Annotated in this window: 11 protein-coding genes; 6 read left to right on the top strand and 5 right to left on the bottom strand. The window is 61.1% G+C overall.

All coding sequences use genetic code 11. The features are described from left to right. Positions 1-376 precede the first annotated feature (376 nt). Complete coding sequence (locus ACSSU5_RS21555) at positions 377-1774, bottom strand: amino acid permease (RefSeq protein ID WP_264313711.1); 1398 nt, start codon at positions 1772-1774, stop codon at positions 377-379. A gap of 84 nt (positions 1775-1858) precedes the next feature. Further along, the gene (locus ACSSU5_RS21550; RefSeq protein WP_492559770.1) at positions 1859-2890 is read right to left on the bottom strand and encodes a histone deacetylase family protein; all 1032 of its coding nucleotides are present in this window, start codon (positions 2888-2890) and stop codon (positions 1859-1861) included. A 123-nt stretch (positions 2891-3013) separates the two neighbouring features. On the opposite strand from ACSSU5_RS21550, the gene ACSSU5_RS21545 reads away from it, so the two are divergent. Further along, entirely contained in the window at positions 3014-3496 is a 483-nt protein-coding gene (locus tag ACSSU5_RS21545) for an Lrp/AsnC family transcriptional regulator (protein WP_027593659.1), read from the top strand. 56 nt (positions 3497-3552) lie between these two features. On the opposite strand, the gene ACSSU5_RS21540 is transcribed toward ACSSU5_RS21545, so the two are convergent. Further along, positions 3553-4464, bottom strand: coding sequence for a LysR substrate-binding domain-containing protein (locus ACSSU5_RS21540; protein ID WP_264313713.1), 912 nt, complete (start codon positions 4462-4464; stop codon positions 3553-3555). 97 nt (positions 4465-4561) lie between these two features. Here ACSSU5_RS21540 and ACSSU5_RS21535 point away from each other — a divergent pair, with 97 nt between their 5' ends. From ACSSU5_RS21535 to ACSSU5_RS21515, 5 genes are all read left to right on the top strand, one after another. Then, positions 4562-5653, top strand: a complete 1092-nt coding sequence (locus tag ACSSU5_RS21535; protein WP_264313714.1) for a tartrate dehydrogenase — start codon at positions 4562-4564, stop codon at positions 5651-5653. Between the two features lie 192 nt (positions 5654-5845). Continuing rightward, entirely contained in the window at positions 5846-7444 is a 1599-nt protein-coding gene (locus ACSSU5_RS21530; protein WP_319026072.1) for a BCCT family transporter, read from the top strand. 128 nt (positions 7445-7572) lie between these two features. Next, the gene (locus tag ACSSU5_RS21525) at positions 7573-8694 is read left to right on the top strand and encodes an aromatic ring-hydroxylating oxygenase subunit alpha (protein WP_492559769.1); all 1122 of its coding nucleotides are present in this window, start codon (positions 7573-7575) and stop codon (positions 8692-8694) included. Positions 8695-8771: 77 nt separating this feature from the next. After that, complete coding sequence (locus ACSSU5_RS21520; RefSeq protein WP_264313717.1) at positions 8772-9743, top strand: PDR/VanB family oxidoreductase; 972 nt, start codon at positions 8772-8774, stop codon at positions 9741-9743. A gap of 105 nt (positions 9744-9848) precedes the next feature. Further along, positions 9849-10928 (top strand): PAS domain S-box protein, encoded by a 1080-nt coding sequence (locus tag ACSSU5_RS21515; RefSeq protein WP_492559768.1) that lies wholly within the window; start codon positions 9849-9851, stop codon positions 10926-10928. A gap of 40 nt (positions 10929-10968) precedes the next feature. Here the strand turns inward: ACSSU5_RS21515 and ACSSU5_RS21510 are convergent, their stop codons facing one another. Further along, entirely contained in the window at positions 10969-11856 is an 888-nt protein-coding gene (locus tag ACSSU5_RS21510; RefSeq protein WP_492559767.1) for a helix-turn-helix domain-containing protein, read from the bottom strand. After that, a complete protein-coding gene (locus ACSSU5_RS21505) occupies positions 11853-13265 on the bottom strand; it encodes an aminotransferase (protein WP_264313720.1) in 1413 nt (470 codons plus the stop codon). The genes ACSSU5_RS21510 and ACSSU5_RS21505 overlap by 4 nt, the downstream gene beginning before the upstream one ends. Positions 13266-13277 lie beyond the last annotated feature (12 nt).

Raw genomic sequence — 13277 nt, 5'->3', positions numbered from 1 at the left:
CCAGCAGAAGAGGCTTTCTCGAAAGTCATAATGATTCTCCTCGAACAGTTAATAGGCCAGTGATCAAAGTCCTTTCGCTCACCGGGTGAGAGTGCACACACAAAAAAACTAGAGTGAATCTCCAGACTCTGCGCGCTCATCTTGTTTCTGCATGTTACTCAAGACAATCACCCGTAACTTTGCCACCACCAACATGCAAAACTGCCTACAAAATTCAAGGAAAGATACGTAGGAAAACTCCTACTTATACAGCAGTAACAACAAAGCCATTAATCGCTTTAACACTACAGAACTGCACACTTTTCTTTGCAGAAGAGGATCGATTATTCGATTGAGCATTATTGCGATACCCACAAAGAGAGCCCTGAGCTTCGCACTAGGCCTGACGACGGCGATAGGCCACAAGCAGAAAGACAAACCACAACGGCATCACGCACAACGCCATCCGCGTGTCCGGCTCAAGGGCCAGCAGCACCAGCACGAAGCCGAGGAACCCCAGCGTCGTGATGGCCATGGGCACCCCGCCCGGCACCTTGAACACCGACGCCTGGTGCGCGGCGGGGTTGTGCTTGCGGTAGGCAAGGTACGCGGCAAGGATCATCGACCAGGTAAAGATCACCAGGATCGCCGAGATGGTCGAGATCAGCGTGAACACCGTCATCACCTCAGGGATGATGAACAGCAGGGCCAACCCGGTCAGCATGCACACCCCGGAGAACAGCAGGCTGTGCACCGGCACGCTGAGTACCGAGAGCTTGGCAAAGATGGCGGGTGCGTTACGCCGCTCGGCGAGGCCGAAGAGCATCCGGCACCCCGAGTAAACACCACTGTTGGCAGAGGACGCCGCCGATGTCAGCACCACGAAATTGAGCATGCCGGCAGCGGCGGGAAAGCCGGCAAGCAGGAACAGTTCGACGAAGGGGCTGCGGTTGGCCGGCACTTGTGCCCACGAAACCACGCTGATGATGCACACCAGCGCCAGGATGTAGAACAGCAGGATGCGCAAAGGAATGGTATTGATGGCTTTGGGCAGCGAGCGGTGCGGGTTTTTCGCCTCGGCTGCCGTGGTACCGATCAGCTCGGTGCCAGCGAAGGAAAACACGGCGATCTGGAACCCGGCAAAAAAGCCGCTGATGCCATGGGGCAGTACCGCGCCTGGCGCCACCACGTTGGAGAGCGAGGCGACCACACCATTGGGCGACACATAGGACGTGGCGATCATCACTGCCGCAGTGATGATCAGCATGACGATGGCCACGATCTTGATGATCCCGAACCAGAACTCCACTTCGCCGAAAATCCGCACCGCCAGCATGTTCAGCCCGAGCAGCACGAACAACGTGAAGAACGCCGGTATCCAGGCGGGCACATCGGCATACCAGTACTGGAAGAACCCCGCCACGACCACCACGTCACCGACCACCGCCACGCTCCAGCTCAGCCAATAGGACCAGCTCAGCACGAAGCCGGCGCGCGGGCCCAGGTAATGGGCGACGATGTCGGCGAAGGATTTGAAGCGCAGGTCAGACAGCAGCAACTCCCCCATGGCACGCATGACGAAAAACACGAAGAAACCGAGGATCGCGTAGACCAGCAAAATGGAGGTGCCGGACAACGCAATGACCTTGCCCGAGCCCATGAACAGGCCGGTGCCGATGGCGCCACCGATTGAGATCAGCTGTATATGCCGGTTTTCCAGCGTGCGTTTCAGGTGCCCGTCTTGGGCTAAATCTGTGGGATTGCTTTGATCAAGGCTTGCGGGCATGTCTTGCATGAGCGACCTCTTTTTATTGTTGGAATCATGGCCATCGAACAAGGCCCGCACAGGGCCTTGTCACGGTGCGTTCAAGGCGTGCGATCAAGCCGCGCCTTCGAAGCCTTGCAAGGTGTTGACGGCATTGATGCCGATTTCGTCGACCATGTAGCCGCCCTCCATCACGAACAGCGTCGGGATGCCTGCGCGGGCAATCTCGGCGCCCAAGCGCAGGAAGTCTTCGCTGGTGAGCTTGAAGTGACTGATCGGGTCGTCCTCGAAGGTATCGACGCCGAGCGACACGATGAGAAAGTCCGGCGTGTGCGCGACAACGCGCTTGAGCGCGTCCTGCAAGGCCTGTTGGTACTGCGCCCAGACGGTGCCCTTGCCCAGCGGGTAGTTGGCCGTGAAGCCCTCGCCCGCCCCCGCCCCCTGCTCGTGGGCATAGCCGGAGAAGTACGGGTAGGACACATGCGGATCACCGTGGATCGAGGCGAAAAACACGTCGGGGCGGTCGTAGAAGATGTTCTGCGTGCCGTTGCCGTGGTGAAAATCCACGTCCAGCACGGCAACGCGCCGTGCGCCCTGGCTCAGGCAGCGTTCGGCGGCAATCGCGGCATTGTTGAGGTAACAGTAGCCGCCCATGTACTCGCGGGCCGCATGGTGCCCAGGTGGGCGGCACAAGGCGAAGGCGCTGGATGCACCGTCGATGACGCGCTGCATGCCGGTCAAGGCCACGTTGGCGCTGCTGCGCACGGCTTCCCAGGTGCCGCCGGTGATCGGCGCGCCGGCGTCCATGGCGTAGAAGCCCAGCTTGCCATCGATGAAGCCCGGCTCACGGTCAATGGCCAGGTCGCGCACCGGCCAAACCAGCGGCAGCGCATCATGGGTCTTGCCGGTGGCGGTCCATTCTGCCCAGGCATTTTCCAGAAAGCTTACATAGCGCTCGCTGTGCGCCGCGACATAGCAGGCACGCTCGAACGTCTGCTCGGCGATGACATCGCCCAGGCCCGTGGATTGCACCCGCGCCAGCACGGTGTCGGCACGCTGGGGGTTCTCGAAGGACGGCGTGATGGCCCCGTCCTTGAGCTCGGAGCCATGGTGCAAGCGGTGTTTGTTGCTAAAGACTGTCAGCACGCGAATGTCCTTTTTCAAGGTGTTATCGGATAACCAATTTTCGCGACAGACCGGTGAAAATGCTTTGCTTTATGCTCAGCCAAACCGGATGCTTCAGCAAAACATCCACCCGGTAGCGCCCTAATGAGCAAAGCTTTTGCTTACGAAGAACTCGACGAAGTAGACCGCGAACTGCTGCGCCTGCTGCAGGAGGACGGCACCTTGTCCAGCGCCGCCCTGGGCGAGCGCCTGTCGATGACCGTGACGCCCTGCTGGCGCAGGCGCAAACGCCTGGAGGAGCTGGGCCTGATCAAGGACTACCAGGCCAACCTGGACCGCAAGAAACTGGGTTACGACGTCATGGCCTTTGCCCAGGTGCGCTTCGGCAACCATTCGGCCGAAGCACCTGACGACTTCGAGCAAGTCATTCTGAAGCTGCCGCAGGTCTTGTCCTGCCACAAGGTCACGGGTGAGGCGGATTATGTGCTGACAGTGCTGGCGACAGACCTGGAGAGCTATGGCCGTTTCGTCGAAGACGTGTTGCGTCGGCAACCTGGTATTGCTTCGATCCAGTCGAGCCTGGCCTTGCGCGAAATCAAGGCGGTTAGCCGGATACCGGTGAGGTAGCCGCATAGAAACAACCACCCGCTCCCACAGAAATGTCGCTACCTTTAAAGCCAAACTCAATCCGGCAAGCTGTACCGCTCGGCAAAATACTGCCGAAAGAAATCCACCGCCACCCGCACCTTGGCCGAGCTTGCCAGCGGCGAGGTGTAAACGGCCCAGATATCCGCAGGCTGGTGATAGTCACTCAGTACCTGAACCAGGCGCCCATCCTGCAGGCTGTCGTGCACATCCCACCAGGAGCGCAGCAATATCCCACGCCCGTCCAGGCACCACTGGTGGGCCACCTCGCCGTGGTTGCTCGATAAACCCCCGGTCACCCGCACGCTCTCTTCGCCATCAGGGCCTTCGAGCTGCCAGACCCCAAACGGGTGGTCGCGCTCCTTGATTACCAAACAGTCATGGCTGCCCAGGTCGGCTAGCACTTTCGGCATGCCATGCCGCGCCACATAGCTGGGCGCGGCACAGAGCACCCGGCGGTTTTTGGCTAGAAGCTTGGCGATCAGGTTGGGCGCGATGGTATTGCCCACGCGAATGTCCAAATCGACCCCCTCCTCGATCAGGTCCACCAGGCGGTCGTGCACATCCAGCCGGATATCCAGGCGCGGGTAACGCTCAGCCAGCTCCGACAAGGCCGGGGCTACGAACCGCCGCCCCAGGCCCAGGCTGCTGGCGATGCGCAGCTGGCCTGCCGGCTCGCGGTGCTGGGCACTGATGTCATCGCCCATGCGCTGCACCGCGTCGAAGATTTGCAGCGCCCATTGGTACACCCGCTCGCCCTCCTCGCTGACCGTCACCCGCCGAGTGGTGCGGTGCAACAAGCGCACTTCAAGGGTTTGCTCAAGCATACGAATGCGTTTGCTGATGTACGCCGCCGACATGCCCAGCTCGTCGGCCACGGCGGCAAAGCTGGCGCGCTTGGCCACCTGAAGAAAGATATTGAGGTCGTCGAGGTTGGGCAGATTATTCACGCTTCGTGTTCCAAGAATCCATGAAAGGCTGGATTATCTCCGATTGAAGGCCTTATAGCATGGCTCGCACCTGTTCCCTAGACAACGAGTGCGCCCCATGACCAAAACATTCAGAATCGCAGCCATCCCCGGTGACGGCATCGGCATCGAAGTACTCCCCGAAGGTATCCGCGTAGTCGAGGCTGCCGCTCGCAAGCACGGCCTGGACATCAGCTTCGAATTCTTCGAGTGGGCCAGCTGCGATTACTACCTGGCCCACGGCAAGATGATGCCGGACGACTGGTTCGAGCAGCTCAAAGACTTCGACGCCCTGTACTTCGGCGCGGTCGGCTGGCCCGACAAGGTCCCGGACCACATCTCGCTGTGGGGTTCGCTGCTCAAGTTCCGCCGCGATTTCGACCAGTACGTGAACATTCGCCCGGTGCGCCTGTTCCCAGGCGTGCCCTGCCCGCTGGCCGGCCGCGAGCCAGGCGACATCGACTTTGTGGTGATCCGCGAGAATACCGAAGGCGAATACTCGTCCCTAGGCGGGCGCATGTTCGAAGGCACCGAGAACGAGTTCGTGCTGCAGGAGTCGGTGTTCACCCGTCGTGGCGTTGACCGCATTCTCAAATACGCCTTCGACGTGGCGCAAACCCGCGAGCGCAAGCACGTTACCTCGGCCACCAAGTCCAACGGCATGGCCGTGAGCATGCCGTACTGGGACGAACGCACGGCGGCCATGGCTGCCAATTATCCGGAAATCAGCTGGGACAAGCAGCACATTGATATCCTCTGCGCCCGCTTCGTGCTGCAACCGGACCGCTTCGACGTGGTTGTGGCCTCGAACCTGTTCGGCGACATCCTCTCCGACCTTGGCCCGGCCTGCGCGGGCACCATCGGCATCGCCCCTTCGGCCAACCTCAACCCCGAGCGCAAGTTCCCGTCCTTGTTCGAACCGGTACACGGCTCGGCGCCGGACATCTTTGGCAAGAACATCGCCAACCCGATCGCGATGATCTGGTCCGGTGCGCTGATGCTTGAGTTCCTCGGCAACGACGGTGCCGACCCGCGCTACCGCGCCGCCCACGATGACATCCTCAAGGCCATCGAGCAGGTGATTGCCGCGGGCGACACCACCCGCGACATGGGCGGGCAAAAGTCCACCCAGGACGTAGGCCGGGCTATCACAGCGCTGATCGAAGCCTGACGACGCAGGGCCGATTATCAGAAGTGTCTGACAACCGGCCCTCTCCCTCTTGCGAGCGGCGTGGATTAGATGCAAAATCTGTTAACCATTAGATGTACGTTAACTTTTAGTTAACAGCCAAGGAAGGAGTGGTACGCAACACCCCGGATGCCTGCCGGGTATAAAAAGTACGCCAACGTCCAGGAGACGATGATGTCGCACAAGAATAAAAAGATTGATGTGTTCCTGATAACCATGAGCCTGATCGCCGTGCTGCTTACGGTGATTGGCCTGGCCATGTTCCCCGCCGAAGCCGAGCACGCTGCCAACCAGTTGTTCGAACTGTCCACCCGTACCTTTGGCACCAGTGTCCAGGTGCTGGTGTTCGGCAGCACCCTGGCCGTGCTGTACCTGGCCTTCAGCAAGTACGGCAATATCCGCCTGGGCAGTGGTAAACCCGAGTACGCCACCGCGACCTGGGTGTTCATGTTCATCTGCGCTGGCATGGGGTCTTCGACCCTTTACTGGGGTGTGATGGAATGGGCCTACTACTACCAGACCCCTGGCCTGAACATCGCTGCAGCCACCCCCAAGGCGCTCGAATACAGCATTGGGTATTCGTTCTTCCATTGGGGCGTCAGCGCCTGGTCGATCTACGCCTTGGCTTCCCTGGCCATGGCCTACCACTTCCACGTGCGCAAGAAGAGCGGCCTGAACCTGGCCTCGATCGTCGAAGCAGTGACCGGCTTCAAGGCCACCGGGCCCGTTGGCCGCAGCGTCGACCTGATCTTCCTGCTGACCATGATGGGCGCCCTGACGGTGTCGCTGGCACTCACCGCCTCGACCCTGACCCGCGGCCTGCATGACCTCACCGGCACCCCGGACACCTTCACCGTGCAATTGATGGTGATCGGCGCCGTCGCCGTGATGTTCTCGCTCAGTTCCTACATCGGCATCGATGGCGGCCTGCAGCGCCTGAGCAAGATGGTATGTATCGGCGCGCTGGTATTTGCCGCCGTGATCCTGCTGGTCGGCCCCACCCAGTTCACCATCAACAACACCGCCAACTCGATTGGCCTGATGATCCAGAACTACGTGCACATGAGCCTGTTCACCGACCCGGCCGGCGACGGCGCCTTCACCCGTAACTGGACGGTGTTCTACTGGCTCTGGTGGGTGTCCTACGCACCGGGCGTGGCCATGTTCGTGACCCGCGTATCGCGCGGCCGGCAAATCAAGGAAGTGGTCATGGCCCTGCTGCTGGGTGGCAGCTTCGGGTGCTGGTTCTTCTTCGGCGCGCTGGAAAGCTACAGCATGCACCAGTTCATCACCGGTGCCGTGGACGTGCCGAAAATGCTTGCTGAGCAAGGCGGCGAATCGGCCGTGACGCACCTGTTGCTGGCGTTGCCGTGGGGCCAGGTGTTCCTTGGCGTATACCTGTTCATCATGGCGATCTTCTGTGCCTCGCACATGGACGCCGCCGCCTATGCGGTAGCAGCCACCAGTACCCGCAACCTGCGCGAAGGCGACGACCCGACACCGACCCATCGCCTGTTCTGGTGCGTGGTACTGACCCTGGTGCCGCTGGCCATGCTGTTCGCCAAGGCCTCGCTGTCGACCATGAAAACCGCCGTGGTGCTGACCGCGATCCCGTTCATGGTGATTCTGCTGGTGAAGATCTACGGCTTCTTCAAGTGGATGTTCGAAGACTATGGCCAGGTCTCGGCCTACCGCATCGAGGAAGAAGCGGCGCGCATGGCCGGTGAAGAACCGGGCGAGCAAGCGCCACGCAGCGCAGCCGCCGTGCATTGAGATGACGTAAACCGAGCGACGCCAGCGTGGGGCGGCCCGCCCCACCACGGCAAATTTTTTTGCCTGGCTTGTTAACCAATAGATACGCGTTAACCAACAACTATAAACCGAGCTTGTGAGACCCTGTCATGAATGACTTCAAACGCCTGCCCGCCGATTTCTGCGCGAACGCCGAAGAGGCGTTCACTATCCCCGCCAGTTTCTACACCCAGGCTGCGGTGTTCGAACACGAGAAAGAAAGCATTTTCGCACGCAGCTGGATCTGTGTCGGCCACCGCAGCGAAGTGGCAGACAACAACGCCTACATCACCCGCGAAGTGATTGGCGAGAGCATCATCGTGGTACGCGGCCGCGACAGCGTGCTGCGCGCGTTCTACAACGTCTGCCCGCACCGTGGCCACCAGTTGCTCAGCGGCAGCGGCAAGGCCAAGAACGTCATCACCTGCCCGTACCACGCCTGGACCTTCAAGCTCGACGGCGAGCTTGCCCACGCCCGTAACTGTGACAACGTGGTGAACTTCGACAAAGAAAACTCCACGCTGGTGCAACTGCGCGTCGAAGAATACGCAGGCTTCATCTTCATCAACATGGACATGGACGCCGGCTCCGTCGAAGACCAACTGCCTGGCATGCAAGCGCGCATGCGCCAAGCCTGCGCCGTGATCGACGACCTGCACCTGGCCGCACGCTTTGTCAGTGACACCCCAGCCAACTGGAAGTCGATCGTCGACAACTACCTGGAGTGCTACCACTGCGCCCCGGCCCACCCCGGCTTCTCCGACTCGGTGGACGTCGGCCAGTACAGCCACACCCTGCATGGCAACTGGACCCTGCAATACGGCCTGGCAAAACCGTCGGAGCAGTCGTTCACGTTCGATGAAAGCGTTAAAGACCCCTCCTTTGCTGGCTTCTGGGCATGGCCGTGCACCATGTTCAACGTACCGCCAGGGGCTAACTTCATGACCGTGATCTACGAGTTCCCGGTTGATGCAGAAACCACCCTGCAGCACTACGACATCTACTTCCTCAACAAGGACATCACCGAGGAGCAGCAGAAGCTCATCGACTGGTACCGCGAAGTGTTCCGCCCAGAAGACCTGCGCCTGGTGGAAAGCGTGCAAAAAGGCCTGAAATCCCGCGGCTACCGTGGCCAGGGCCGGATCATGGCCGACCGCGAGCGCAGCGGCATGAGCGAGCATGGCATTGCCCACTTCCATAACCTGATCGCCGTGGCCCACCTCGACGATTGATCGCTAGCGCTTTTAGTTTTTTGCACGTTCCGGTGCGCGGCAAGGCCTGCCGCGCGCCCTGGCAGTCGAGGTGAACCATGGCCAACAAATACGAAATGTTCAGCGTGTGCGTGACCGAAGTGGAACACGCCACGCCGCTGATCAAGCGCTTTACCCTGGCCCGCGAAGACGGCGCGCCAATGCCTGATTTCACCGGTGGCAGCCATGTCATCGTGCAGATGCAGGGTGCCGATGGCAGCCAGTTCAGCAATGCCTACTCGTTGATGAGCGACCCGCGCGATACCCGCAGCTACCAGATTGGCGTGCGCCTTGAAGAGCAGTCCAAAGGCGGCTCGGCCTTCATGCACCAGCAGGTGCAGGTCGGCACCCGCCTGACCATCTCTTCGCCCAACAACCTGTTCGCCTTGGACCCTGCCGCTGGCCGCCATGTGCTGATCGCCGGCGGTATCGGCATTACTCCCTTCCTGGCGCAACTGCATGAACTCGAAGGCGGCGCCACCGACTACGAACTGCATTACGCCTTCCGCGCCCCGGAACATGGCGCGTTCCAAGATCAGCTGGCCAGCGGCCCGCATGCCGGCAACAGCCACTTCTATATCGACAGCCTCGATCGCAAGCTCGACCTGGCCGCCCTGTGCGCGGGCCTGGACGCGTCCGCGCACCTGTACGTGTGCGGCCCCAAGCCGCTGATCGACGCGGTCATCGCCTGTGCGGCCAAGGCAGGCATTGCCGAACACCGCGTGCATTGGGAGCAGTTTGCCGCAGCACCGGTGACCGGCTCGGCGTTCACCGTGGTGCTGGCACAGTCGGGTATCGAACTGCAGGTAGAAGAAGGCATGACCATCCTTCAGGCCATCGAAAAGTCCAAAGCTGCCAAGGTCGAGTGCCTATGCCGCGAAGGCGTTTGCGGCACCTGCGAAACCGCCATTCTTGAAGGCGAAGCCGAACACTTCGACCAATACCTGAGCGATGACGAAAAAGCCGCTCAGCAGAGCATCATGCTGTGCGTCTCGCGGGCACGCTCGGCGCGGTTGGTGCTGGACTTGTAACACCGGCCGGGGCTGCGGCGCGGCCCCAAGGGTTTCACCGTCAACCAAAAGTTGACAGCTTGAGTATACTGGCAGGCTCTTGGCCCAGATCAGGACACCCTGCCGATGTTGGAAAACAGCTTTGCCTTCCGCCTCAAGGAACTGCTCGAGCATCACAAGCTGACCCTGCAAGCTGTGGGCACGGCCCTGGGTATTTCACGGACAGCGGTGCACAAATGGACCCGCGGCGGTGAGATCGACTACGACAACCTGCGCAAGCTGGCCGACTTTCTCAAGGTCAACTGGATCTGGCTGCGCTACGGCGACGAAGCCCTGCAGAACATCCAACAGCCGCAGGTGGTCGAGTTGCCGATGACCGACCTGCGCAGGCGCTACACCGCCGAGATCATGGAAAGCGAGACGCGCATGAAACTGGCCCAGGAAGGCGCGCGCATCGTGACCTGGGAATGGAACCTGATCAGCGACGAGGTCACCTACTCGCCCAACGTCGAGCAGGTCTACGGCTGGCCGGTGCATCGCAACGAAGACTTCTGGCGCCACTTGCCGGATGAGGACGTGGCGCACATGCAGGCGATGTACGCCCAGGCCGTTGCTGACGGCAGCGGCTGCGAGTGTGATTTCCGTATCACCCGCCCCGATGGCGAAGTGCGCTGGATTTCTTCGCGCGCCACCGTGGTACGTGACAGCGCCGGGCGCTCGGTGAAGATGGTCGGCATCAGCATGGACAACACCGAACGCCAGGTTGCCCAGCAGGCGCTGCGCAACAGCGAAGAACGTTTTCGCGCGATCTTCGAGCTGGCCTGGGGCGCCCTCGCCTACATCGACCCGGACGGCACCTGGCAGCGGGTCAACAACAGCCTCTGCGAGATGCTTGGCTATTGTGCCGAAGAGCTCTACGGCATGACCTTCCAGCAGATTACCCATGCCGATGACCTGGCGCTGAACCTGGAGCTGCTGGCGCGCATGCTGGCGGGTGAGACCGAGCGCTACGAGGTGGAAAAACGGGTACGGCGCAAGGACGGCGAGTACATCTGGGTGCGGGCACGTACGTCGCTGCAGCGCCGTGACAACGGTGAGCCGGAGCACTTGATCAGCGTGTTCGAAGACATCACTGCAGAGCGCTTGGAGCATGAACGGTTGCAGGCACACATTTGCGCCCTAGAGGCGAGGCTGGCTGCATCTTGAAATGACACGCGTCCCTTTGTAGGAGCGGCCTTGCCGGGGTTTACTCGACGGCCCCCTGCCGCAACCAGTCGATAAACCGCGCAAACAACTCCGACTGTGAATTGATCTCAAGCTTCAGGTACAGATTCTTGCGGTGCATGCGCACGGTCTCCGGTGAGATCCCCAGCTCCACCGCCGTGGACTTCACCGAGTGCCCACGCAAGATCATGTGCGCCACTTCACGCTCGCGGTCAGTGAGCACCTGGCAGCCAAAACTCTCGAACGCGGCCTGTACGCTGCCGCGTTCGGCCGAGGCCGTGGCAGGCTCAAGGTTGTAGCGGGCATAGCGCCCCAGCAGTTCACGGACCATCGGCTCGACCGCCCGCAACAGGTCGATCTGCCCACTGCTCAAGCGCGTGCCACTGCACCCCTGGAACAGGCTGAACGAAAGCTTGCGGCCCTCGCTGAGGTCGGTAATGTAGTAGCTGTCCTCACTGCAGCCAGTACCCAGGTAGTAGGCCTTGTAGTAGTCGCTGTCGAAGAAATTGTCCGGGGCGATTTCCTGCAAGTGGTAGAACCCCTGCGCCAAGCCACTCTGCACGGCCAGGCAAAAAGGATCGAGCAAGTAACCGACCGCAAAATAGCGTTCGAGCACCGCTTTACGATGCGTTTCTGGAATGCCTTGCTGGTACAGCAGCTGTGGTGCCCGTCCCTGGCATTCGAGGCTGATCATCATCGACTCGACCTCGACCAGCGCCCCGATAGCAGCGGCCACGTAGCTCAGGGCATCGGCTGACTCACTGTGGGCAAGCGCACGCTGCAACGCCGCATGCCATTGCTGCAGCGCCCCCAGCGTTAGGGTGAGCGGAGTGTCGGAAGTGGCCTGGGTCATGCCCGGCAGTCTAGCCTGCCAGGCACGCCCACGCACAGCCCTTTGCGCCAGGCTCATCGCCCTTGGTACAGCCCTTGCGCGGTCAGTTCGCGCGCCGTTTCGATAATGCACTGGCGCAGGGTTTCGACGATTTCGTCGACTTGCGCATGCGTGACGATCAACGGCGGCGACATCACGTTCAGGTGCATGATCGGCCGCACCAGCAGCCCTCTGGCCTGAGCTTTGCTGTGGATGCGCTCACCGATGTTGACCGCGTCTGGGAACAACGCCTTGCTGGCTTTGTCGGCGACGAACTCGACACAGGCCATCAGTTTCAGGCAGCGCACATCCCCCACCAAAGGCAGCTCGCGCAGGGTTTGCAGCCGTTGCTCCAGGTAGCTGCCCACGTCCTTGACGTGCGCCAGCAGCTGCTCGCGCTCGATGATCTCGATGTTCTTCAATGCCGCCGTGCAGCACACCGGGTGCCCACTGTAGGTGAAGCCATGGGTGAAGCAGCGGCCCTTGCCCGGCTCGGCGATCACCTGCCAGATCCGCTCGGAGAAGATGCAGGCACCCAATGGCAGGTAGGCCGAGGTCAGGCCTTTGGCGGTGGTGATGATGTCCGGCGTCACGCCGAACAGCTCCTCGCTGGCGAAGAAGGTGCCCAGGCGCCCGAACGAGGTCACCACCTCATCAGCAACGAACAGGATGTCGTAGGTCTGGCACACCTGCCACATGCGCTCGAAGTAGCCCTTGGGCGGAATGATCACCCCGCCCGAGCCCATGATCGGTTCGGCGAAGAACGCCGCCACGTTGTCGGCACCCAGGGAAAGGATCTTGTCCTCGAATTCGGCCACCAGGAAGTCGAGGAACTCGGCCTCGTCCATGTCGTCCGGGGCACGGTACGGGTTGGGGTTGGAAACATGGTGGATCAACTCATGGGCGTAGTCGAACTCCGGCACTCGGTCGGCGGCCTTGTTGCCAATCGCCATGGTCAGGGTGGTGGAGCCGTGGTAGGCGTTGTAGCGCGCAATCACGTGCTTCTTGTCCGGCTTGCCCCGGCAGTTCTGGTAGTACTGGATCAGCCGGTAGGCGGTATCGACGGCGGTAGAGCCACCGGTGGTGAGAAACACGTGGTTCAGGTCACCCGGCGCCAGTTGCGCAAGCTTCTGGCACAGCTCGATGGCGACGTCATTGGCCATGTCGGAAAACGGGTTGGAGTAGGCCAGTTTGCGCACCTGGTCGGCGATGGCCAGGGCCATCTCTTCACGGCCCAGGCCGATATTGGTGCACCACATGCCGCCGACGGCATCGAGAAAGCGGTTGCCGTGGGTGTCGCGGATGTAGGCACCCTCGCCTTCGACGATGTTCAGCGCGCCCTGCTCGCGGTGCTCGTCGAACACATGGTAGCCATGCATGTAGTGGGCCTTGTCGGCTTCCACCAGTGGGTCGTGGGCGATGGCGAATGCTTTGCTGGGTGTGGCCATGGGCAGCTCCTT

The organism is Pseudomonas sp. E1MeOHC2 (assembly GCF_058745025.1).
This window is presented reverse-complemented; position numbering and strand designations above follow the sequence as displayed.

What these genes read in the sequence shown, in the direction of transcription:
- ACSSU5_RS21555 (WP_264313711.1), bottom strand. Translation starts at nt 1,774, where the DNA reads ATGCAAGACATGCCCGCAAGCCTTGATCAAAGCAATCCCACAGATTTA.
- ACSSU5_RS21545 (WP_027593659.1), top strand. Translation starts at nt 3,014, where the DNA reads ATGAGCAAAGCTTTTGCTTACGAAGAACTCGACGAAGTAGACCGCGAA.
- ACSSU5_RS21535 (WP_264313714.1), top strand. Translation starts at nt 4,562, where the DNA reads ATGACCAAAACATTCAGAATCGCAGCCATCCCCGGTGACGGCATCGGC.
- ACSSU5_RS21530 (WP_319026072.1), top strand. Translation starts at nt 5,846, where the DNA reads ATGTCGCACAAGAATAAAAAGATTGATGTGTTCCTGATAACCATGAGC.
- ACSSU5_RS21525 (WP_492559769.1), top strand. Translation starts at nt 7,573, where the DNA reads ATGAATGACTTCAAACGCCTGCCCGCCGATTTCTGCGCGAACGCCGAA.
- ACSSU5_RS21520 (WP_264313717.1), top strand. Translation starts at nt 8,772, where the DNA reads ATGGCCAACAAATACGAAATGTTCAGCGTGTGCGTGACCGAAGTGGAA.
- ACSSU5_RS21515 (WP_492559768.1), top strand. Translation starts at nt 9,849, where the DNA reads ATGTTGGAAAACAGCTTTGCCTTCCGCCTCAAGGAACTGCTCGAGCAT.
- ACSSU5_RS21510 (WP_492559767.1), bottom strand. Translation starts at nt 11,856, where the DNA reads ATGAGCCTGGCGCAAAGGGCTGTGCGTGGGCGTGCCTGGCAGGCTAGA.
- ACSSU5_RS21505 (WP_264313720.1), bottom strand. Translation starts at nt 13,265, where the DNA reads ATGGCCACACCCAGCAAAGCATTCGCCATCGCCCACGACCCACTGGTG.